We start from the raw sequence: 22,035 nt of genomic DNA, 5'->3' as shown, positions 1-22,035 counted from the left end.
TAACGCTGCAGGTTGATATAGGCTTAACCGGGTATAACTCTAGTTGTTTGCTGTATTTAGTCTTTGATGATTTGGGTGTATATTGCCAACCAGGAGGCAAGCTATACTTTTAACGTATACTTAGACTTGCACAGCATCTTGTTACGCTAAAAATACATTATTTCATGCAAAACAGCATCGAATTTCTATACCAAAAGTACCTGGAGTGCCGCCACGTTAGCACAGATTCCCGTGCCGACCAGAACCAGAGCATGTTCTTCGCCCTGAACGGCCCCAATTTTAAAGGAGCAAAATTTGCAGCTATGGCGCTGGAGAAAGGCGCAAAATATGCCGTTGTAGACGACCCAGCTATGGCAGCTGACAATGTGTTTGTGATAGAAGACACCCTGCAGGCGCTGCAGGACCTGGCTCGCCACCACCGCAGGCAGCTAAGTATACCTGTTATCGGCATTACAGGCAGCAACGGCAAAACCACTACCAAAGAGTTGATCTATGCCGTACTCAGCCAGAAGTTCAATACGCTTTATACACAGGGCAACCTGAATAACCACATCGGTGTACCGCTTACGCTATTGCGCATTACACCTGAGCATGAGATGGCGATCATTGAAATGGGTGCTAACCATATTGGTGAGATCGCTTTGCTTAGCAGCATAGCCATGCCTACCCACGGTATGATCACTAACATTGGCAAGGCGCACCTGGAGGGTTTTGGCAGTTTAGAAGGTGTAGCACGCGGCAAAAGCGAGCTGTACCTGCACCTGGATGCCCACAGTGGAACTGTGTTTATAAACACCGGCAACGAGCACCTCATGCGCATGAGCCGCCGCATCCAGAACAAAGTAACCTATCCGGGTCCTGAGGACTTTTACCACTCAGAGCTGCTGGAGGCATCGCCTTTTGTAGTGTATAAAGATGAAGAGGGCAATGTGGTAAAAACCCAACTGGTTGGCAGCTACAACTACGAGAACATGGCCGCTGCCGCTTGCATTGGCAAATACTTTGGTCTACCGCTTAGCAAAGCAAATGAGGCGATTGCCAACTACAGCCCGGTAAACAACCGCTCCCAAGTAGTCCATAAAGGCAGTAACACCATTTTACTGGATGCTTATAATGCCAACCCAACCTCTATGGCTGCTGCAGTGCGCAACTTCGGAAGTATGACGGCCCCTTATAAGATGGTTATACTTGGCGATATGTTTGAAATGGGTGCAGAAAGCGCTGCAGAACACAAAGCTTTAGGAGAGGTAGTAGCTGAACAAGCTATTGACAGGGTGTTGCTTTGTGGCAAAGATATGAAGTATGCAGCCGATGTAAATGATGACTTTTTATACTTTGAAACCAAACCTGAGCTACAACAATGGCTGCAGGAACACCCGGTTTCAGATAGCTACGTGCTGGTAAAAGGCTCCAGGGGCATGGGACTGGAAACGCTGCTGGATGTGCTTTAAAAGGCAGATTTTGACTTCTTGTAAGGATATTGGTAAAAGGAGGTTAAGCGGCAGCTATCAGGTATAATATTAAAAACGCCAGCAAGTATAAACTGCTGGCGTTTTCTCATTTATATCAGGGAAAATCTATCTAATCAATCACCCATCTTGATCACCAATCCTAGAACGGAGAATCGAACTGCGTAATTACTGGCAGAATCTCATCCTTCGGCGACACAAGCGGATTTTCTATTCCCCACTCAATGCCCAATGCTGGATCATTCCACAGCAGGCCGCCTTCAGCAGACGGAGTGTAAAAATCTGTGCATTTGTACAGGAACGTGGTGTTATCCTCTAACGCTACAAAGCCATGCGCAAACCCTTCCGGAATCCAAAACTGGTTATGCTTTTCGGCATCTAAAAGGCAGGTTACATGCTGCCCGTAAGTCGGAGAGCCTTTACGCAGATCCACAGCGATATCCAAGGCCTTGCCAGTAGATACCCTCACTAATTTTCCCTGTGCATGTGGCGGTTTCTGAAAGTGCAGCCCTCTTAAAACTCCTTTCGCTGATACGGACTGATTATCCTGCACAAAGATTGGATTGATGCCAAACGGCTCAAACCATTTTTGGCTAAACGTTTCCAGGAAATACCCCCTGTCATCTCTGAAAACGCGTGGTTTAAATTCTATTAGTCCCTCTATGTGGTAAAGTGTGTGATCCATGTGTGGTTAATGTTCTAATATTTTAATGCATTTGCTAGTGTGCCTGACGACTGTAAGCTGATAACTCCCCCCTCTGAAAAATCAATCACTCAGTCTCTCATTCTAATTTATACTTTCACCTGCCTTGTTACTTCTTCAATGGCATGTAGGTATTTATCTATCACGAAGCGGTCGTCGAAGCGGGTAACGGCAATCTGGCGGCTGGCCCTCCCCATTTGCTCCAGTTCTTCATCGTTTAATGCCAGCATCTGCAGCATTTTATCTGCAAGATCTTCTGCATTGCGATGCTTGCATAGGTAACCGTTTATACTTTGCTGCACTACTTCGCGGCAGCCTGGCACATTTGTAGCGATAAGAGGCTTGGCCATGGCGGCGGCTTCTAACAAAGTGCGTGGGGTACCTTCGCGGTAGGAAGGCAGCACCACACAGTCTGCGTTGGCTATCACGCTGGCTACATCGTCTGTTGCTCCTAAATACTCTATCACTCCGGTTGCTAACCACTCCTGCAGCTCAGCGTTTTTGATGCCGGAGCGGCTTTTTTCGTCCACCTGCCCCAACAGCTGGCACTTTACCTGTGGGTATTGCTCCTGCACAAGTTTGCTTGCCTGCACAAACTCCACTACCCCCTTATCGTAGAGTACACGCGCCACCATCAGAAAAACAAAGGGCGCATTTCGGACATATTTCTCGGCAGGCACAAATTCCTGCAGATTAATACCTGAGCCCGGCAGCACTTCAGTTATACCTGCCCGAACTAATTTGTTGCGGAGGAAAAGTCGCCTATCGTCTTGGTTCTGGAAGAAAACTTTGGCCGGATACTTAAAAGAATATTTGTATAACCTAAGGGCAATACCTGAGATATAATCTTTGGTGATAAACACAGTACCCAAGCCAGAAACATTATTAATAGCTGGCACCCCTGCCCAGTGGGCAGCAATAGCTCCGTAAATGTTCGGTTTGATCGTGTAATGCAACACCACATCCGGCTTTACTTGCTTATAGGTTTGATAAAGGCGCCAGATCAGCCGTATATCGGTGAGGGGGTTAGTACCCTGCTCCATCTCTACCGGCACAAACTTACACCCTGCTTCTTTTAGCCGTCCCGAGTAAGCATCTTTTGGTGCAATTGCCACCACCTCGTGCCCCTCTGCCAGCAAAGCCTTTATCAGGCTCAGCCGGAAGTTAAAGATGTTCCAAGAAGTGTTTATAACAATGGCGATCCGCATACGTGCTCTATAGGCTCGCAAAGATAAGATTCTTTAAGTCAAAAGCCGTAAGTTAGCCATTTTAGCAGTAGCATCAGAAATTTTAAATTAAATTGCGCCCTTTATCTTTAATACGCACATATCCATAACATGCAAGAGACCGTCACCGTGCTACACACGCACGTATTGGTAGTTATACTTTTCCTGATCCTGTTTACTTATAAGGCCATATTGCTGTTCCTGAACGAACACAAGCAATTGAATAAAGCCAAGCGCTACACTAAAGCATTAGACATCGTTTTTGGTACACTTATACTTGTTACCGGCGGTTATCTGTTATACCTGCACCAGGGTATGCCGGGGTGGCTGATCATAAAAATCGTTCTTGTATTACTGGCTATACCTTTGGGCATAGTTGGTATCAAACGCCACAACAAATTGTTTACAGGGCTATCGCTGCTGCTGTTTTTTTATACTTACGGATTGGCAGAAACTAAGAGCTTAACCATTAGCAGCTCAGGCTCTTTACAGAACACTACCACAGATTACAACAGTACACCTGTTACAGATGCCACCGAAACCGCAGAAATAGACTCGGCAACAGCCGGTGCACCCGAAGAAATTGTAGCCTCTCTGGAAGATGCACAACTAGCTAATGCAAAGGCGATTTATACACAGGTATGTGAAACATGCCATGGGGCGGACGGTACAAAAGGGTTAGGTGGTGCAGCCAATTTAAAAGTAAGTACCTTAAGCCTTCAAGACCGTATTAACGTAGTCGAGAATGGCCGCGGCCTGATGCCGGGCTTCGGAAGCCAGCTATCCGAGCAAGAAGTGGAGGCACTGGCCGCCTATACTATGACCTTAAAGATTGATTAATGGGTAAGAAACAATATTACGAAACCGCCAAACCGCAGGAGACTGCGGTGCTGGTAGCCGTGCCAAGCTACCGCCAAACCGACGAGCAAACCCAGGAGTATCTTGATGAGCTTGCTTTTTTGACCGAAACTGCCGGAGCCCAGACTGTAAAACGCTTTGTTCAGAAGCTGGACAAGCCTGACCGTGCCACTTTTGTGGGCAGCGGTAAACTGGATGAGATCAACGCCTATGTAAAGGAGCACAACATTGATATGGTGATCTTCGACGATGACCTGAGTCCTTCGCAGGTGCGTAACATTGAGCGCGAGCTGCAGGTAAAGATCGTAGATCGCAGCTTGCTTATACTTGACATCTTTGCTTTACGCGCCAAAACAGCACAGGCTCACGCCCAGGTAGAAATGGCCCAATATCAGTACCTGCTGCCACGCCTTACTAACCTCTGGACGCACTTATCCAAGCAAAAAGGTGGTATCGGTATGAAAGGACCTGGTGAGACGGAGATTGAGACGGACCGCCGTATTGTGCGCGACAAAATATCGTTGCTGCGTGAGCGCCTGAAGAAGTTTGAGAAACAGAATTTTGAGCAGCGCAAGGCCCGTGCCGGCATTGTGCGCGTGGCGCTGGTGGGGTATACTAACGTGGGCAAATCTACTTTGATGAACCTGCTCTCTAAATCTGAGGTGTTTGCCGAGAACAAACTATTTGCCACTGTAGATGCTACTGTACGCAAAGTAGTACTTGAAAATATACCGTTCCTGCTTTCTGACACAGTAGGGTTTATCCGTAAGCTGCCTACCAAGCTGATCGAGTCGTTTAAATCTACTCTGGATGAAATCCGTGAGGCAGATCTGCTGGTGCACGTAGTAGATATCTCGCATCCTTCGTTTGAAGACCACATAGCCGTTGTAAACGAGACACTGAAAGACATTAACTCTGCCGACAAGCCGGTGCTGTTGGTGTTTAATAAAATCGACCAGTACCTGAAGCAGCGCGAAGAGGAGCTAAAAGACGAGGAAGCTGACGTTCGTCCGTCTATCGACGATTTAAAAGCTACTTACATGGCTAAGGAGCATGCCCCTGCCCTCTTTATCTCGGCTACGAATAAAATCAATATCGAAGAGTTGCGCGAAGAGCTGCAGCGCCGCGTTGCCGAACTGCATTTTGAGCGTTACCCTAACAACGTGTAAAGTATAAATCTATACTTTAGAAAAAGAGGAAGCTACAACAGTAGCTTCCTCTTTTTGTTTTTGCTTCCTCTTGTTCAACCATCCTAACTGTGGTGATGAAAGAAGATACAGTAGCAGCAGGCTACCCTCCTTGGATAAGGAGGGGCAAGGGTGGTTGGACCAGGTAAAAAACGACAGCACAGACTCCCACTCCTGTTATTAGTGGAGCACTAAGGTGAGGTAACACAACAAATTACCCGTAGTTTCAGTAAGTAGCAAAGCCACTAATGTTGCCGTTTGTGGCAACAATGGCAGTAACAGAAACAACTTATGAAGACGCTATATATCCTGAGGCACGCTAAATCAAGCTGGGACTTTGAGGAACTCAGCGACCATGATCGCCCTTTGAACAAGCGAGGCCGCAGCGATGCCCAGCTCATGGGCCACGAGCTTAATAACAGGGGCGCTATACCTGCTTTGATAGTCTCCAGTTCTGCTGTGCGTGCTATTTCTACGGCTACTTTAGTTGGCAGAGAAATGAACTATGAGGCAGAAGACATAGTGGTAGCCGACAGTATTTATGGCGCTGACAAGCATGATCTTTTAGATGTAGTTCATACTACCCCGGCTGATGTAGACTCTTTGATGTTAGTGGGACATAATGAACCCATTTCTGAATTTGCCAACATGCTTAGCCCTGAACACATTGCCAGCTTACCCACCACCGGCATTGTAGCCTTGGAGTTCGACTGCGACAGCTGGTACGACATCAGCAAAGAGAACGCTACGCTGCTTTTCTACGACTTCCCGAAGAACTACAAATAGCCGGGGCACAACCTAAAATTTGCACCCGAAACAATGGAAAAAGATAATACAAAAGAGCCAAAATCCGCTCCGGAATATCCCTTTACAAACAGAGAACTGAGTTGGCTTGCCTTTAACTACAGAGTGCTGCAGGAGGCAAAAGACAAACGCGTACCCCTGCTTGAGCGCATTAAATTCATGGCTATTTTCTCATCTAACCTAGATGAGTATTTCAAAGTAAGGGTAGCCACCCTGAAGCGCCTCATCAAGCTTAAAAAGAAGACGCGCCAAAAGCTGGACGAAGACCCCTCTGACACCTTTGACCAGGTAATACAGGAGGTAAAGCGCCAGCAGGAAGAATTCGGACATGTGTTCCGGGAGAGCTTACTTGCCGACCTCCGTGAGCACGATATACATTTGCTTACCGAAACTGAGCTTAACAATGAGCAGCAGGAGTGGGTAAAAACATACTTCCACGAGACACTGGAAGAGCATCTGCTGCCTATTATACTTGACGCAACTGACACGCACCTTTTCCTGAAAGACCAGACAGTATACTTGGGTATTCACATGCTGGAGCCAACCGAGAAGGAGCAACGGCCGGACCGTTTTGCCATGCTGGAGATACCTACAAAGAAGCTGGGCAGCCGCTTTGTGAAGCTTCCAACTGTAAAAGGTAAGCGCTATGTTATGTTCATCGATGATGTAATCCGCTTCTGCTTGCCTTTGATGTTTCCGAAGTATACCAAGTTTCATGCTCATGCCGTAAAAGTATCCCGCGATGCTGAACTTGATATTGAGGAAGAAGTGTCGGGGAACCTGATGGCTAAGATTCGCAAAAGCCTGAAGAAGCGCGAAACTGGCTATCCCGCACGCCTGCTTTACGACCCTGAAACACCAAAGGACCTGCTGGACCGCATGATGATCCACACTGCCATCACAGAAGATGAGCTGGTAGAGGGCAGCAAGTACCACAACTTCCGGGATTTCTTTAACTTCCCTGACTTTAACCTGCCTGAGCTAAAGTATAAGCCACAGCCTACGCTAATCCACCCGGAACTGCACAAGGAGAAAAGTATGATCGCCGCCATGCAGAAAAAGGATTATCTCGTGCATTACCCATACCAGTCTTTTGACTATGTATTGCGCCTGTTTAACGAGGCAGCAGTAGACCCAAAAGTAACGGCTATGAGTGCCACACTGTACCGTGTTGCTGATAAATCTGCGATAGCCAAAGCACTGGTTAAGGCTGCTAAAAACGGAAAGCTGGTAACGGTGGTGGTAGAGCTAAGAGCACGCTTCGACGAGGAATCAAATATATTCTGGGCAGGAAAGCTACAGAAAGCCGGTGCCAACGTTATTTTCGGAGTACCTGACCTGAAGGTACACTCTAAGCTGGGGTTGATCACACGAAACGAGAACGGGAAATTAGTAAACTATGCTTACCTGAGCACGGGCAACTACAACGAAGATACTTCCAAGATTTACGCCGACCATGCCCTGTTTACCTCAGACACGCGCCTTACAAAAGACATGGAGCAGGTATTCGAATTTTTTATAGACCGACAGCCAGACAAGAAGTTCAAACACCTCTTGGTAGCTCCTATAAACATGCGGCAGAGCTTTGTAAAACTTATCGATAAAGAGATAAAAAATGCTCAGAAAGGACTGCCTGCAAGTATGATTCTGAAGATGAACGCGCTGCAAGACGAACGCATGATCAAAAAACTTTATACAGCAAGCCAGGCAGGAGTAAAGATACAGCTGCTGGTGCGCGGTATTTGTTGTTTATTACCCGGTGTTGAAGGCATTAGCGAGAATATTGAGGTACGTAGCATCGTAGATCGTTACCTAGAGCATGCTCGGGTATACATCTTCCACAACAACGGCGAAGAGAAATACTACGTAGCCTCTGCCGACTGGATGACGCGAAACCTGAGCCGACGTGTAGAGGTAGGATTCCCCCTGTACCAGCAAGACCTGATTGATGAGGTAAGAACATTGATAGATTATCAGTTGCAAGATGACACGAAGGCACGCAATGTTGATAACACCTATCTATCATCAACGAATCAGTCGGATATACGCTCACAGTATGCTTCTTACGACTATCTACGCAGCTTGATACCTGAAGACACGTCTCCGGTCTGTGAGTAATTTATAAAGAATAAACGAGTAAGGGCAGCCAAAGTATGGCTGCCCTTACTCGTTATATAGGAAGATGAAATCTAATTACTGTTGTTCATCCATTTGCGGGGTGGCACCAGGTATAGCTCTACCGATACGTATCCTGCACCACCTATATCATTTGTAATCAGTTCGTCCCTTGAGCCCACCTCATCAAAAATGCGGTGCCTGTAGTAACGTCGATAACCGCCTTCCACAGCAAACCATAGAAAGTCATAGATTTCACGCTCCATACGTAATAAGCCTTTGATGTCAGTACGGCGCAATTCTATCTCGTTATACCGTTGCAACTCCGTCTCATCTGCAAAAATGTCGTAACTGGCGCCCTCCAGGCGGTAGCCTGTATAAAATAAGGTCTTCTCATTCGCGTTATAACGTAACCTGAAATTGGCCGGAAAAATTGATTCAACACCCCATTTCGGATTAAATGTCTTGTTGTAAAGTAGTCCTGGAAAAACTCTCTGACGGCCGAATGTATACCCCCACTGTAAACCAACACCAATAGCATAATCTTCTGTTTTCTTCCAGCCGTAGGCCAGGTCAACGGTGGCCTTTAGATAATCTGCTATGTTTATATTGTCGCGAGTGTAGTCTCCGTTAAGTTCGCCTTTCACACGGATTAAGTAAAAGTTTCGCTCGTTTAGTGAATGCAGGTAAGCCAGCTGCAAACCAATGCTCTTTAGATTCTTGTCCTCTAGGTACCGGTACAGGCTATAAGAGGATTCTGTCAGCCCCTTAAAATTGAACTCCTCCAGGTCATAATTAAAGCCCATAATCAATTTTGTTTGGGGCTTGTTGATTAGTGGCGCCAAAGCTATGACAGAAAATTTGTTGTGTCGCCTTATCTGCCCTTCTCCATTGCCCAGCCGCGGGTCATCAGACTCTGACTCTATACTAAAATTAGGCAGGCGCTCATAGCTTATAACTACACCTCTTGGTTTGCCCATACCGCGTACCCCTGGCGAAGCAAAGATATCGATAGCCTCTGTCTCTGGGGCCTGTGCCCAAACATCTGGAAAGAAGAAAACTACAGCAAGTAAAAGCAGGAGTGGTTTATGTATTTTCATAGTTCAAATTGCGTCAAGGTATAAAACAGACAAAGCACTGTGTGGCTTTAGCATCTTCTCTTATACTTTTAAATCTGCTTTGTGTTAAAAAAAGAATCCAAAGTTCAGCATCCAGAGTTTATCCTCTTCCCCTATCGTATAGGTAAGCGAAAACACTGATCGGTTCAGCGCATCCACCCAAACGCCGCCTCCATAGCCTGTATGCAGACTACGGAAAAAAGCTTGTTTAGGGTCTTCTTTTGTATAAACGCGGCCAGTATCTACTAAGCCCAGTATTCCTATTTTGCCTGGAGCCAAGTATAAGTTATACCTAAATAGCTCTAGGCGGGCTTCGCCGTTAGCATACACACTGCTGCGCCCTGAGAAGCGGGTGCGCCTGTAGCCACGCAGGTTTTCTGTGCCACCTAGTGTGTTGGCTTGGTAAAAGCGATAATCTCCGAAGTTGTGCGCGCCTCCTATGCGGCCAGCCCAGGTTAGCTGAAACGGAAAATTAGGACTCACATAAAATCTAAACTCAGAACTGATGTTTGTATAACTTAACCCTTCGCCTCCGAGCTCTTTATTAAAGCTGAGTTTATTGTACCAGCGCATTCCAATGTATGGGTTATTTGATGACGTAGTTCCACCTAACACCTCCATGTTAGCATAGGCTGCCACACCGGCATAGTGCTGCGCGTTAAACTCATCTGCTACCGGATTATAAGTTCCTGGTTGTAGGTTACCTGCACGGGCTTGGTCCAGCAGAAAACTTTCGCGAGTAGGATATACTACTTTAAAGCGATCGTAAGTAGGTCCTATACCAATTTTAAAGAATGAGGTAAAATCACGGTATAAGGATGCATTTGCAGATAACCTTTCAAACCTTACTCTGTAGTAACTGTCGTCTAGGTCGGAGGCTTGTGTTGTATAGTTGCCTATGCCGTAGAAGTTACGTTGATACTTAGGACCTTGCAGCAATCCGTTAAAAGCCATGTTCCAGTTACCCACGACCTTCTTTACGTCTCCGGCATACCTAACATTAAAGGAGTTTGTCAGGAAGGCATAGTTTGCCTCCAGTAGATGCTCTGAGGCATAGGGCACCTTGCGGAACTTGTGCGTGCGCAGCAGCAAACCGGCTCCTAAAAACAGACCATCGTCTACGTTATACTCTGCCGAAAGGCGCGGCCCAAAGTATGGGATCTGGTAGTTGTCACGGTCATAGAAATTAACTTCAGGGAATACCTCTGTTTTATCCTTTGTCTCTGGCCCAAACGTAAAAGTGTTACCCTCTTTTGTGTCATACACAATGGTATGTTTTTTCAGTCCACTCACACTTGAGGAATCGGTGATGATGTCTTCGTCGGCACCGGCTATAATACGTACCAATATACTTTCTTCTACATCGCCGGTAAGTATGAACTGATCCTGGCCGGCCATGCCATAGATGCGTATTTCCTTTGTTTCTGCCGTCAGGAAAGTGCGTTTGTAAAGCTCTTCCAGTATCTCGCCTTCTTTGCTGGTTTTGTAGCCTGTTACCTGCACCTGCTCATTATTAAGGCGCTGTATTTCGAAGCGCTCATGCTTGTCGCTACCGGCAATGTCTACATACTTCGCTAAAAAAGTATAATATTCCTCTGCAGCTGCAGGCAGTTTTTCGCGTCTTGATTTTAATTTGCCTGCGATCTCAGAACCAGAAATCTTTTGTACCTCATCCGGCAGTTCTGCCACAGCAGCCTCAATTGCTTTATCCGTCAGGCCCTTTTGCACATCCTGCGCCAGCTTTAGCCATTGTTCCCGCGTAATCCTGGAGGTGAAGGTACGATCCATGGGCAGGCCACTCAGGTTAAGGCCAACCACATCATCAAAGTCATAGTCAAAGTTCTGCACGTTTCGAACACCCCACTTGCGTGTTGCCAGCCAGGGAAGTATACCGTCAATCTTGAAGAAGGCCTGATCCCTATCTTCGGGTACGGGTATGTACAGTTTGCCTTTGTCGTTCTCTTTTTCGCGTTCTACCCATCGCCATTGGCCGGCATGCCTGTCCCAGTCTCCGATGAGCATGTCCAGCAGGCGGGCACGCACAAACTCTGATTGGTCTACTTCGTTGTCGTTATCCTGGCGCAACTCCTGCAGCAGCTTATCTGTACCAACAAGATTTTTTGCAAAGCCAAGGCTAGCTGTTTCTTCATGGTTCTCGTCGGCGTCTTCCTCTAAAAAGGCCAGTGTGTTACCAAACTCATCCATGTACTGCCGCAAGTATGGCGTGTTGGGTATGTAAACCAGTTTAGGGTTTGTGTGGAAAACGCCAGCGGCATCGGCTAGTTTCGGCACAATTAAGGCACCGTAAGGGTGTTGCGCTGATATCTGGTCTTGCAGCAGATCCCGTGCAGCTGTTTCCTGCAGGTAATCCGGTAAAACTTTAGCAGGATCTTTATCAACGGTTCTTAGCGTGTACTCCTTTGCATCTGGATTGCGCACCTTAAGCGAAGCCGTTTGCTTGCCACCGCCTTTCTGGTACGGCCTTAGCCCGTCTAGCTCGTTCTTCATGTCTAGCAGCGGCACTGTCACTGGCGTGCTCCACTCCTCCCGGTAATGCTCCCCAAGCAATTGTTCGCGTAACCCCGATACTTTGTAGGCATTGTTAGCAGCCAGGGTAATGGTGCTGTCGGCGTAATTTGTGTTATCCTGTACCAGCGGTACTTCTTTGCGTGGCTTCTTGGCATAAAGGGCTGTCCTGAAAGTTATCTTGCCTGTTTCGCCTTTACCAACCGGCTCCCAGAACTCCGTCCATACTTCTCCGTTCTCATAGTAAAGCACCTTAGAAAAACCCTTTACGGCCTGTGTATACATGGCATTTCCGCCTCCTTTAACGTGCTGTATCTTACATCCGGACCCGCTTACAATATGAGACAGGTTGTTGTGTTTAAAGTACTGCAACGAGTGTTCGTGACCGGCAGCATATACAATGTTGTCATACTTATCGAAGATGTTTAGCAGCCCCTCTATGTATGCCTGGTAGCGTGGGTGCGGAATGTCTTGTAGGATGCCACCATACTTTCTAGCGAACGGATAGATAGAGCCGATGACAGGCATAGGCAGGTACATCCAATCGCGGAGCATGGTAAACGGGAACAAGTGATCGCGCAGTGTGAAGAACCCTCCGTGGTTGCCTCTTGTAAACAACGGATGGTGGGCTACGATCATAATGTCGCTGCCGCTGTTCTTTTCAATGATGTCTTCCAGTTGCACTAAAAAGTCCAGTTCTGTGGCTGCGCCGCAGTTGCTGTTGTCGCCGTACGGCCTGTCGAAGGGGTGCAGCCACCACTCCGAGTCAATGGCTATCAGCACCAGGTCGTCGCTGATCTTTACTTCGTATGGCCCCGGACACCCGTTGCCCGGCACAAAGAAGTCGCCGCCAACTACTATATTTTCCTCGGTCAGGTACTCATTCACAAAATTCTGCTCCCGTATCACATACTCTAGGCCACCGCGGCCACTATGGTTCCAGTCGTGGTTGCCGGGTATCATGTACTTCTCGCCTTCATACCCTTTCAGGATATCTAACTGCGCTTTAAGGCGCTCTTCTGATATTTCACGGTCATAAGCACCTACCGGAGGTAAACCGTTATGGTATACATTGTCTCCCAGAAAGATGGTAGCACTGTTCATGCCTGCCTCTTCCATCTGCTTGCGCATCAGAAGCATTGATGGTTCCCCTTCCAGTTCAGGAGCTCCTACGTCCCCGATAAGGAACACGGTATAGAGAAGGTTATTTTGAGGATCTGGCTTTTCCTGCTCCCAGTTAAGAGCATTGCGGCTGTAATAAGGCTCGGTAGATACACAAGCAGTAAGAGCGAACATGAGCAGCGCCTGCCAAGTATACTTTATGTATAGCCGCCGCTTAGTGAGTAGTTTTTTGATCATAGGTTTACAGTACTATAGCATGCCCCGCATGTGCGCCATCTGCAGCCAAACTCCACCGACACTTGCTCCTGCAACTAAGCAACAACATCCATCCTAAAACTTCTAAAACAGCTCTTCAAGCCAGCCAAGCGGACTAGTATATAACACCGTGCCTGCTGCAGAGTTTAAGCCACTGTTACTGCGCACAACCTTTAAAGGGAAACGAGGTTGGATTTCATAAACGAAACCAAATTATATTTAGTTGTTTGCCGATAACTGGGTTTCAATCGCTTTTTGAAACGGACTGTTTACTAACAAAAAAACGTTTTTACCGTAACCGCAGAATACCGTATGCCATTCATGCGCTACTCCCTTCACATTATTGGTTGCAGTGTGCGGCATGGCAGCACATACTATACTATGAAAGATCAGAATATTGTTAAACAGGCAGGTGAGTTTATCTTTAAGCTATTTAAAGAGCGGCTCTCTAAAAAGCTTGTTTACCATAACTACAAGCATACTTACGAAACTGTAGCAGAGGCCGAGGACCTGGGCAGACGAAGCGAACTAAAAGAGGACGAACTACAGGACCTGGCGCTGGCAGCGTGGTTTCATGATGCGGGCTATGTTGATACCTATGCCGACCATGAAGCTGCCAGCGTTAAAATAGCCACTGCCTGGCTGCAGGAACAGCATTACCCTGAGGAGCGCATTGATCGCGTTTGTCGTATTATCATGTCTACAAAGCACGACCAGCAGCCAAAGGGCCTGCTCGAAGAGCTTCTGGTAGATGCCGACATGTCTAACATTGGCAAGGAAACCTTTTTTGCTACTGCCGAGCTCCTACGCGTAGAGTGGGAGATTTTCCAGGATAAGTTTTTCACGGACAGGGAGTGGGCGCAGTTCCAGATAGATTTCCTGCTTTCAACTACTTTCCATACAAACCAGGCGCAGCGTAAGTTTGCCGGGCAGCTGGGCCTTAATATACAAGAGCAGCGCAAGCAGCTGAAGAAGGAGGTAAAGAAAAAGAAGAAGCAGGAGAAGAAGCACCGCGAAACACTGGCCCAGCCAAAGCGTGGCATTGAGACTATGTTCCGCAACACGTATCGCACGCACCTTAACCTGAGTGCTATTGCTGATAACAAGGCGAACATGATGATCAGCCTGAACGCCATTATACTTTCTGTGATCATTACTTACCTGAGTGCCAAGACATCGGCCACCGGCAGCGAGTTTGCACAGCACCGCACGCTGCTTATACCTGTAGGAACGCTTGTACTAACCACACTGGGCTCTGTAATTTTTGCCATCATCTCGGCACAGCCGGAGGTTACGAGTTTCTCTTTCAAAAAAGACAAGATGAACAGCCGTAAGATAAACCTGCTGTTCTTCGGCAACTTTACCCGCCTGCCACTTGAAGACTTCCAGAGTGGTATGCATGAAATCATGCGCGATAAAAAATCGCTGTACAACAACATGATTACTGACATCTATTACCTGGGAGAGGTGCTTAACAAGAAGTATAAAATCCTGCGTGTTTCCTACACTATTTTTATGGTAGGGCTGGTGCTTACTGTTATTGCTTTTGCCATTGCGGTATTATACTATGGCCCAAATACTATTCCGGGGTCTGAGACGGGTACTGCGCAATAAGCAACAATACTTTGCACAATAGTTTAATTGCCTTAAATTTGCTTTTACAGCCTGTTTAAACAGGCCCTGTAGTTCAATGGATAGAATAGAAGTTTCCTAAACTTTAGATCCAGGTTCGATTCCTGGCAGGGCCACTTTACCGACCTCCTCTGCTTTCTCAGACGATGAGCCTCTCTTTTTACCTCCCAAAAGTGCTTTAGAATTAGCTATAAGCGACATTACCTCACTCTGACCATTAGTTCGATAATTTCCATTCTGATAAACAAGTTTTCCTCCGAATATCGAACTAACTAGTTTTTGCTTTACATCTAACTCCGCACTTGTATAGTAACCTGATAAATCAGAAAGTAAGGTCATACCGTACCTCATATAGTGCTTAAACCCACTTTCCTGTACCTCCAAATCATGGATACGCATACTCAGCGCATTAATTTCCTGCCTCAGAGATGTATCCACTCTTGACAATATTTCATATGAAATCTCGCCTTTAAGTAGTTTCAATGCTGCCTCTGTTAATAGCTTGTCCTTCTCATCTCGTTGGAGTTTGAGTACTTGTATTTCTTTAAACCTGTCCTTTTCCAGTGCGTTGAATTCATCCTCTAGAATAGCCAAATAAAGAGCTACAATCTCTGATGGGATATTCAGTGACCTGAGCCATTGTTCAAAGTGTAAATGCGCTACATCGGCTCTAAAACGTACTCTACAAGGAGACTGACAATGATAATACTGGTATACTCCTCCAGAACCCTTTGATGCACTCCCAGTAAGATTGCCACCACAATCTGGACAGATAAGATTTCCTCTCAGCGGCAACTCTGCCACTAGTTTTTTAGGTTTTGCTTTACGCTTTACCCTCCTTTTAAGCTGTTCTTGAACCTTATTGTATAGTGTTTCATCAATAATTGGCTCGTGGATAGCGGTAACTGTCAACTCAGGCTCATTATCCTTTGCTTTAACTACTATTTTACCACAATAGGCAGGCTGTCTTAACATTTGCGCAAAACAGGTCTTTGTAAGTGTTAGCCCCTTTGGCTTTAGTTTACGACGCAACTCCTCTTTATCATACATTCCTGTTGCAAATAGCTCAAACGCCTCCCTTACCAAACTCGCTTTCTCAGGCACTACCTCAATTACCGGCCTATTATTTACATCCCTGCTATTACGATAGCCTAAAGGAGCTTTCCCCATAAAACGCCCCTCTTTTAGAGCCTTCCTCATACCAGAAGCAGTATTCATTGACCGCCTCATGTTTTCTACCTGTGGGATAGCCATATATACAGCTTGCATCACTAAATGGTCTGGTACGCTTTTATCTAAAGGCTGCTCTATAGCAACTAACTCAACACCGTAAGATGCTAGTTCTTGTAACATACTGGAGCCACCTGCTAAATCTCTTGAGAATCTATCGTACTTCAACACAAGCAGCTTAGAAACCTTACCTTTGTTCTGCTTTAGGTAGCTAAGCATCTTACTAAACTCTGGCCTATTGAAAGTCTTTGCAGAACAATCATCTTGATAATGCGCAACAATATCATAACCCTTATCAACACAGTATTTTTCTAGCTGTTCTTTCTGATGCCCCAGACTATAGCCGTAAGCCTGTTCGTCAGTCGATACTCTTGTATAGATTACTACGTTTTCCATTATTGCTCTGCTCTTTTCGTTTTCTGTGAACTTCAACCTCCAGCCTTGCTAGTTGCAGTAAAGTCTCTCTTAGTTTCTTTACCTCATTAACGGTGTAACTTCTACCATTCTGGTTTAATATTTCTTGACACTTTTCAATAGAAAGCATTTATAAAATCTTGCACTCTGGCTCCGGTGCCTTGTCCGGTCATCAGAGTAAAACGAGATTACTGAGGTGCCTTATCCTCTTTTATTTATCTTATGCTTGACAGTACGCAGTACTGCAACAGTTTTACCACTTTTATTTATTGCCTTTATTTCAGTATATGGATGATTTTTTAGTGCCTCCATTAACTTAACATTCGCATCTAACCTTTCTAACCCTTCCACAGTGCTTATTTTGCCACTCTTATACTGGATGGTTACTTTCTCATAATTGTTTTCTCGGATGACTTGCAGTAACTCTGCCTCCTCATCGCTCAACTCCTCTTGCAGCTTTGATATGTTTTCTAAATCATGTAAACTGATGAGTTTCCTAATCATATTTGACACTCCTATTTTCAAGCAGTTAAAGGAAAGGTAGTCCGCCAAATACTGTTCTTCACTCAGCAAGTGACCGGTGCCATCTTCTAACACAATTAAATAAATAGGCTTACGCTGTTCTATCACATTTAGTATTGCGTTGTCAAGTGATGATAAGTCTTCTCTAACTTTAGGCGATACCTTTTCGATTGATTTTTTTACTTTGAGGATATCTTTAAGAGGCAAACCAAATTTCCTCATAGCTAAGACTAAGTGCAACCAGATTAAATCTACTAGACTATAGTACCTCCATCCTCCTTCCACGTCTCTCTTAGAATTGACCAACCCTTGCTCTTCCCAATTATTTAGTACCCTATAGGATATTTCATCAGAATTTAATCGGTGTGTCTTCTCGTGAATGTATAAGTCGAATATTGAAATTCTATTAGCGGTCAACTTCGCTTTACCTGCGGCTTCAACATCTCCTACTTTTAAAACTGGCAATGAAATAGAACCCGACTTCACCTTTAATTGAAAATTAGATGCCTTCATATCTCTGTGATAAAACCTTACATACATGTATAATCTATTTAAAAGATAATAAGTTCATCTTCTTATTCGACGGCAATAAAAAAGCCCCCTGCAATACTGTTGCAAGAGGCTTACTATACAATTTATTTAGCGTGTTACTTTGGATTAAATTTCCTGTGGCTCAACTTTTCCCTCAAAGCGCATAACGGTTTTCAGGAGTTGGTCTGTGTATCTATAGATATCATCTATATTTTCGATTTCAAACCTTGTCTCTTTTCCTTCTTCATCCATCAACCCAATATACTTTTTCGTGCCGTTCAGATGCAGCCTGCATACTGTTTTTCTGATAGTATCGTCTAAAAGTATGTTCAGGTAACGCGTCGTATCTCTATAGGACAATCTTGCTGCATCTATTTTGACCCGTAATATTGACTTAATGATATAATAGCCCTCCTGCTCTATTTCAGTAAACTCTACTTTTACTGCCTCTGTAGCTGCTACTACATTTTCCAGCGCCTGCTCCTGCTCTTTTTTGGCCGCTTCTGTCTCATTGGATAGAGCCGATTTCAGTCGGTCGCTTATCAGGTCACTAATATGCTGCTGAATCGACTTTTTTACCATTGGAGTAAACTGCTCCATTACTTTTGCCGTTACCGGGCCAGAATATATTTGCTTTGCAAACAGGCGCACGAAATGTTCAGATGGCACATTAAACTCAGACGCTAGTAGCTTCTTGATCTCCCTTGTGTACTTTAACTCCGTCGCTGCACTCAGAATCTGGTCTACATCAAAGGTCTTCTTTTGGTATTTTTTAAGTTCAGCTATAGCAGCCTCGCTCATATCCGTTATGTCGAACTCCCAGAAAGGTTTGTTATCCATCTTATTAGGCTCTTCTAAGTCTGTATAGAACCTGTAAATAATACCGTTTGTAAGTATGCCAAAGCGGGTACTACAAACATGAAAGTAACGGTGCAACTGTGAATTATGGACGTTTAACTCCTCTTTCCAGTGCTTGCATTCCACTATGATAATTGGCTGCCCTTCTTTTTGTATGCAGTAGTCAACCTTCTCACCTTTCTTTATTCCCAAATCCGCGATGAATTCAGGAATTACTTCTAAAGGGTTGAACACATCATACCCCAACGCAGCGATAAAGGGCATAACGAAAGCAGTTTTCGTCGCCTCTTCCGTTTGAATTGTTTCTTTCATTCGGCTAACCTTCTCGGCTAATGCCTTGATCACATCAATAAAGTCCATAAAAGTTTGCTATAAGTTAAGGTACGAGGATGAACAGATATTGCACTTTGGTGCTAAACAATATAAACATAGCAATTAAAAATAAGTATTCAAATAAATAGATAATCTTATTTTCAGCGCATTTGATTAGTTAGGAAGGTGCGTTGTACTTTAGACGGCAGCATTTATCATTTGTCATTTACATAAAAACAGCAAGACAGGGCATACGGCTAAAATTAAGCTACAGGAGGCGTTCTACTACAATGTACTTAGCCGAGTAGCCGTTGAGCCTGTAAAGCGCCTGCAAGGCCGTTATAAGCGACGCTAGCGCTGTTGGCTTGAGGTCTGCCGTGTCCGTGCGGAGGTAGTTTTTTTAGCCGGTGCCCACATCGCGGACGTAGTGCTTGGCTTCTATCTCCCGCTCCAGCGCCTTGCCCAGTACCACGCGCCCCGTATGGCTTTTGGCCGCCGCCATGTCGCGGTATGTGGCAAACGCGTACAGTCGGTATTGGCTGCACAAATCTATAAAGTGAAGGGACATATGAATTACAAGAGGCTGTAAATGAACTGTAGTATAATATACCTCTTTGGTTAGTCAACGTAAATTAATTTAAATATTATAAATTTAAAAAGACCAATTATGCTTTTTTGATCATGAAACAGCTTTCCCCTCTCCTACTACTTTTTATACTGTGTCTTATCTCCTGCTCAAAAGACTATGAAGGAGATGACACCAACCCTAGTCCTCTCAACACAGAGGCCTGCTTGTTGACGGGGTTCCGGTATGACAACTCGGACTACAGTTACAAATTTATCTACGATGCCAAAGGCCAGCCTATTAAAGAAGAGGTGATTAATGCAAAAGGGGAAGTTGAAGGCTATTACTTGTTCGAATATGATGATCAAGATAGGTTGGTAAAGACAAATACTCATACCCCAGCCGGTACCCTAGGAGGATACTTGACTTACTCCTATAATTCTACCGGGCAAGTATCTAAAGTGTCCCATTATAGCAAAAGTTACGGAGTACTTACTGAGTTCTTAAGTCGCCACTATGAATACACCTCTAATAATCAATTAAAGAAGTCATACAAGACTACACCGGGCAAGACTTATGGGTACACGCTGTACGAGTACGAAGGCAACTTAATCAGGAGAAGCATTAATTACAGTGACACTGGACAAAAAGGCAACACATACGAGTATGAGTACGACAACAAGCATAGTTTTTTGGGGGTATCGGCGGCAGTACGTGCGATGCATATGACTTACTATCCCTTTATTCATAACCTGACGAAAGTTACGAGAAGAGGTGTGGATGGGCAAGTTATAGCCGAAGGTTCCGGCACATCCAGATACGAGTACAACGAGGCTGGTTATCCCACCAAAGTGACTCATAAGGATGTAGACGGAAATGAATGGGGTAGTTACTTTAATTATTCCTGCCAATGAAGGCGCGTAGGTGCCATACTAATGAAAATTTTAAATAAAATTTAAAATAAGCAGGCACGTCTAAAAAAATAAGAAATTAATACGCGGTGGTTTGAGGCTATGGCGCAGGCAAGGCAGGGGAAACCAAATTATCAACCCACCCCTCCAGTACAAGCCGCCAGCGCCCGTTTTACTTGGGGCGAAGTCTCACTGCTTGTCAGCTCTCTTAGCCGCGTATACGCGTTTATAAGCGTTTATACACGGATAGGTCTAGCAGGCTGTATGCGCAGCCTAGGCAGCAAAAGGGCGTTACAGGCCGGTGTTAACGCCCCATTCCGCCAGTCGAGTTGTTGAAGCAAGAGATGTTGAGCAGCAGCTTTCCTGCTTTTGCCTGCTTTTCTCCGCTACTGTGTCAAAAGCTGTCAGATTTGATTAAGATTTTCTGCAAAACTTCCTATATTGTATGAGCAAAATATGATGCACGGAACCGCTGAAACACAGGGAAGAAGCCAACTGCTGAGCCAAAAGCAGGAAAGGACGGTTCCGTACATAGTGTCAATAAGCGTATGTTTACGCATATCCAGTAGTTGGCGTGTATTGGAATCATGAATAGACAACAAGAGATAGAAGAACTGTTTTCAATGTTTCACGATTTTGAGATACAGAGCGTGAGCAAAGACGGCGAAGCGTTGACCTTGGAGTTTGTGATTCCTTGGGGGCAGGTATGGAATCCTGCCATTTTAGAATACCAGATAAAAGTTGAGCTGTCAGGGTGTAGGAATTTACTGTGTGAGTACTTTGTGTTCAAAGACGATGAAGCTAACAAATTAAAGCCTCTTGCACTTCGGGAGACAGAGATAAGAACAACAAATGCCCCACAGACTATAGAAGAATTGGGACTTGAAGTTCAAAGCTATACCTATACCCAACCAGATTCTTATGTGCTTCATTGCAACAGCTCGAAAGAAATTGCTGGTGGCGAATTGACTTTGACAGCTACGGACTACCGCATCTTTGATTCATTTGATAAGCCTCTAACACTTGACCAGTTGAAGCAATGGGCTGCTGAGTGGTGGGGCAGGGTTCAGGAAATGTGGGACGAGCAGAAGAAATAATCAAAATGGATTATAAACTAGTACAGAGTTAAGATTGCGGCTGTACTTATCTCACCTCATATATCAGCACTCTTATTTTAATTATGGGTATAAAATCAATGTATAAAGGTGTACAAGCCGAAGGCATCGAATTCTTTAATTTGCTATTTGAAAGTGAAGAATTTAGTGCAGAGTTAGGCAGAGTCGCTTTGGCTGCTGGGAGATTAGAAGCTGAAATGATACTCTTTTTAAGTCGTAATGGGATCAAAGAATATAATAGCCGCTCAACTCTTGGGCAACTGATTAAAATTGGGAAAAAACATAATCTTATCGATAAAAATCTAGCTGTGGCACTGGAAGAAACTTGCAAACAGAGAAATTATATCACCCACAATATTTATGCTTTATTCAGTGAATTGATAGAAGAGACAATGCTAGAAAGAAGCAATCTGCTGGACTCTGATGTTCATTCTTATATAGACCGTGCGTGGCAATTAAGAGATAACCTGACTGGCTTAGCTAACATCATAAGAGAAAAATAAGAACAACAAACGCCAACAAGGCATATAAGGCATTCTTCGGCTACGCCTTGTTCGCCTTC

Annotated in this window: 16 protein-coding genes and 1 tRNA gene; 10 read left to right on the top strand and 7 right to left on the bottom strand. The window is 45.0% G+C overall.

The window, feature by feature from the left end; translation table 11 throughout:
* Nucleotides 1-164: 164 nt before the first annotated feature.
* Nucleotides 165-1,451 (top strand): UDP-N-acetylmuramoyl-tripeptide--D-alanyl-D-alanine ligase, encoded by a 1,287-nt coding sequence (locus tag H8S84_RS07745; RefSeq protein ID WP_187066764.1) that lies wholly within the window; start codon nucleotides 165-167, stop codon nucleotides 1,449-1,451.
* Between the two features lie 160 nt (nucleotides 1,452-1,611).
* Here the strand turns inward: H8S84_RS07745 and rfbC are convergent, their stop codons facing one another.
* Nucleotides 1,612-2,154 carry a dTDP-4-dehydrorhamnose 3,5-epimerase gene (gene rfbC / locus H8S84_RS07740; RefSeq protein WP_187066763.1) on the bottom strand — a complete coding sequence of 181 codons (543 nt, stop codon included), beginning with the start codon at nucleotides 2,152-2,154 and terminating at the stop codon, nucleotides 1,612-1,614.
* 107 nt (nucleotides 2,155-2,261) lie between these two features.
* A complete protein-coding gene (locus tag H8S84_RS07735) occupies nucleotides 2,262-3,380 on the bottom strand; it encodes a glycosyltransferase family 4 protein (protein WP_187066762.1) in 1,119 nt (372 codons plus the stop codon).
* A gap of 129 nt (nucleotides 3,381-3,509) precedes the next feature.
* On the opposite strand from H8S84_RS07735, the gene H8S84_RS07730 reads away from it, so the two are divergent.
* The 4 genes from H8S84_RS07730 to ppk1 all read left to right on the top strand — a co-directional run bounded on the left by H8S84_RS07730 (nucleotide 3,510) and on the right by ppk1 (nucleotide 8,365).
* Entirely contained in the window at nucleotides 3,510-4,238 is a 729-nt protein-coding gene (locus tag H8S84_RS07730; protein WP_187066761.1) for a SirB2 family protein, read from the top strand.
* Complete coding sequence (gene hflX / locus H8S84_RS07725; RefSeq protein WP_187066760.1) at nucleotides 4,238-5,425, top strand: GTPase HflX; 1,188 nt, start codon at nucleotides 4,238-4,240, stop codon at nucleotides 5,423-5,425. The genes H8S84_RS07730 and hflX overlap by 1 nt, the downstream gene beginning before the upstream one ends.
* Nucleotides 5,426-5,734: 309 nt before the next feature.
* The gene (locus H8S84_RS07720; RefSeq protein ID WP_187066759.1) at nucleotides 5,735-6,229 is read left to right on the top strand and encodes a SixA phosphatase family protein; all 495 of its coding nucleotides are present in this window, start codon (nucleotides 5,735-5,737) and stop codon (nucleotides 6,227-6,229) included.
* Between the two features lie 33 nt (nucleotides 6,230-6,262).
* Nucleotides 6,263-8,365 (top strand): polyphosphate kinase 1, encoded by a 2,103-nt coding sequence (gene ppk1 / locus H8S84_RS07715; protein ID WP_187066758.1) that lies wholly within the window; start codon nucleotides 6,263-6,265, stop codon nucleotides 8,363-8,365.
* Nucleotides 8,366-8,436: 71 nt separating this feature from the next.
* Here ppk1 and H8S84_RS07710 read toward each other — a convergent pair whose 3' ends face one another.
* Together H8S84_RS07710 and H8S84_RS07705 are read right to left on the bottom strand one after the other, a co-directional pair.
* Nucleotides 8,437-9,462: a DUF6268 family outer membrane beta-barrel protein gene (locus tag H8S84_RS07710; protein WP_187066757.1), complete on the bottom strand. Its 1,026-nt coding sequence runs from the start codon at nucleotides 9,460-9,462 to the stop codon at nucleotides 8,437-8,439.
* Between the two features lie 84 nt (nucleotides 9,463-9,546).
* On the bottom strand, nucleotides 9,547-13,365 hold the full coding sequence (locus H8S84_RS07705) for a metallophosphoesterase (protein ID WP_230407107.1): 3,819 nt from the start codon (nucleotides 13,363-13,365) through the stop codon (nucleotides 9,547-9,549).
* 399 nt (nucleotides 13,366-13,764) lie between these two features.
* Between H8S84_RS07705 and H8S84_RS07700 the strand changes: the two genes are divergently transcribed.
* Both H8S84_RS07700 and H8S84_RS07695 read left to right on the top strand, forming a co-directional pair.
* Nucleotides 13,765-14,997, top strand: coding sequence for a Pycsar system effector family protein (locus H8S84_RS07700; RefSeq protein ID WP_187066756.1), 1,233 nt, complete (start codon nucleotides 13,765-13,767; stop codon nucleotides 14,995-14,997).
* A gap of 62 nt (nucleotides 14,998-15,059) precedes the next feature.
* Nucleotides 15,060-15,131: transfer RNA gene (locus H8S84_RS07695), tRNA-Arg, on the top strand.
* On the opposite strand, the gene H8S84_RS20370 is transcribed toward H8S84_RS07695, so the two are convergent.
* The 3 genes from H8S84_RS20370 to H8S84_RS07680 all read right to left on the bottom strand — a co-directional run bounded on the left by H8S84_RS20370 (nucleotide 15,094) and on the right by H8S84_RS07680 (nucleotide 18,930).
* Entirely contained in the window at nucleotides 15,094-16,641 is a 1,548-nt protein-coding gene (locus tag H8S84_RS20370; RefSeq protein ID WP_394367995.1) for a recombinase family protein, read from the bottom strand. The genes H8S84_RS07695 and H8S84_RS20370 overlap by 38 nt on opposite strands.
* A gap of 219 nt (nucleotides 16,642-16,860) precedes the next feature.
* Entirely contained in the window at nucleotides 16,861-17,694 is an 834-nt protein-coding gene (locus H8S84_RS07685; protein WP_187066755.1) for a MerR family transcriptional regulator, read from the bottom strand.
* Between the two features lie 144 nt (nucleotides 17,695-17,838).
* Complete coding sequence (locus H8S84_RS07680) at nucleotides 17,839-18,930, bottom strand: type I restriction endonuclease (RefSeq protein WP_187066754.1); 1,092 nt, start codon at nucleotides 18,928-18,930, stop codon at nucleotides 17,839-17,841.
* Between the two features lie 633 nt (nucleotides 18,931-19,563).
* Here H8S84_RS07680 and H8S84_RS07670 point away from each other — a divergent pair.
* The 3 genes from H8S84_RS07670 (at nucleotide 19,564) to H8S84_RS07660 (ending at nucleotide 21,976) form a co-directional block, all read left to right on the top strand.
* The gene (locus H8S84_RS07670; RefSeq protein ID WP_187066753.1) at nucleotides 19,564-20,361 is read left to right on the top strand and encodes a hypothetical protein; all 798 of its coding nucleotides are present in this window, start codon (nucleotides 19,564-19,566) and stop codon (nucleotides 20,359-20,361) included.
* Between the two features lie 584 nt (nucleotides 20,362-20,945).
* Nucleotides 20,946-21,455 (top strand): hypothetical protein, encoded by a 510-nt coding sequence (locus H8S84_RS07665; protein WP_187066752.1) that lies wholly within the window; start codon nucleotides 20,946-20,948, stop codon nucleotides 21,453-21,455.
* 83 nt (nucleotides 21,456-21,538) lie between these two features.
* Nucleotides 21,539-21,976: a hypothetical protein gene (locus H8S84_RS07660; RefSeq protein ID WP_187066751.1), complete on the top strand. Its 438-nt coding sequence runs from the start codon at nucleotides 21,539-21,541 to the stop codon at nucleotides 21,974-21,976.
* The last annotated feature ends 59 nt before the right edge of the window (nucleotides 21,977-22,035 follow it).

It is taken from the genome of Pontibacter cellulosilyticus (genome assembly GCF_014306105.1).
GTDB lineage: Bacteria > Bacteroidota > Bacteroidia > Cytophagales > Hymenobacteraceae > Pontibacter > Pontibacter cellulosilyticus.
The sequence above is the reverse complement of the archived record's forward strand: the minus strand, read 5'-3'. Positions and strand labels throughout refer to the sequence as shown.

Coding starts and splice junctions, on each gene's coding strand:
- H8S84_RS07745 (WP_187066764.1), top strand. CDS start 165: ATGCAAAACAGCATCGAATTTCTATACCAAAAGTACCTGGAGTGCCGC.
- rfbC (WP_187066763.1), bottom strand. CDS start 2,154: ATGGATCACACACTTTACCACATAGAGGGACTAATAGAATTTAAACCA.
- H8S84_RS07735 (WP_187066762.1), bottom strand. CDS start 3,380: ATGCGGATCGCCATTGTTATAAACACTTCTTGGAACATCTTTAACTTC.
- H8S84_RS07730 (WP_187066761.1), top strand. CDS start 3,510: ATGCAAGAGACCGTCACCGTGCTACACACGCACGTATTGGTAGTTATA.
- hflX (WP_187066760.1), top strand. CDS start 4,238: ATGGGTAAGAAACAATATTACGAAACCGCCAAACCGCAGGAGACTGCG.
- H8S84_RS07720 (WP_187066759.1), top strand. CDS start 5,735: ATGAAGACGCTATATATCCTGAGGCACGCTAAATCAAGCTGGGACTTT.
- ppk1 (WP_187066758.1), top strand. CDS start 6,263: ATGGAAAAAGATAATACAAAAGAGCCAAAATCCGCTCCGGAATATCCC.
- H8S84_RS07710 (WP_187066757.1), bottom strand. CDS start 9,462: ATGAAAATACATAAACCACTCCTGCTTTTACTTGCTGTAGTTTTCTTC.
- H8S84_RS07705 (WP_230407107.1), bottom strand. CDS start 13,365: ATGATCAAAAAACTACTCACTAAGCGGCGGCTATACATAAAGTATACT.
- H8S84_RS07700 (WP_187066756.1), top strand. CDS start 13,765: ATGAAAGATCAGAATATTGTTAAACAGGCAGGTGAGTTTATCTTTAAG.
- H8S84_RS20370 (WP_394367995.1), bottom strand. CDS start 16,641: ATGGAAAACGTAGTAATCTATACAAGAGTATCGACTGACGAACAGGCT.
- H8S84_RS07685 (WP_187066755.1), bottom strand. CDS start 17,694: ATGAAGGCATCTAATTTTCAATTAAAGGTGAAGTCGGGTTCTATTTCA.
- H8S84_RS07680 (WP_187066754.1), bottom strand. CDS start 18,930: ATGGACTTTATTGATGTGATCAAGGCATTAGCCGAGAAGGTTAGCCGA.
- H8S84_RS07670 (WP_187066753.1), top strand. CDS start 19,564: ATGAAACAGCTTTCCCCTCTCCTACTACTTTTTATACTGTGTCTTATC.
- H8S84_RS07665 (WP_187066752.1), top strand. CDS start 20,946: ATGAATAGACAACAAGAGATAGAAGAACTGTTTTCAATGTTTCACGAT.
- H8S84_RS07660 (WP_187066751.1), top strand. CDS start 21,539: ATGGGTATAAAATCAATGTATAAAGGTGTACAAGCCGAAGGCATCGAA.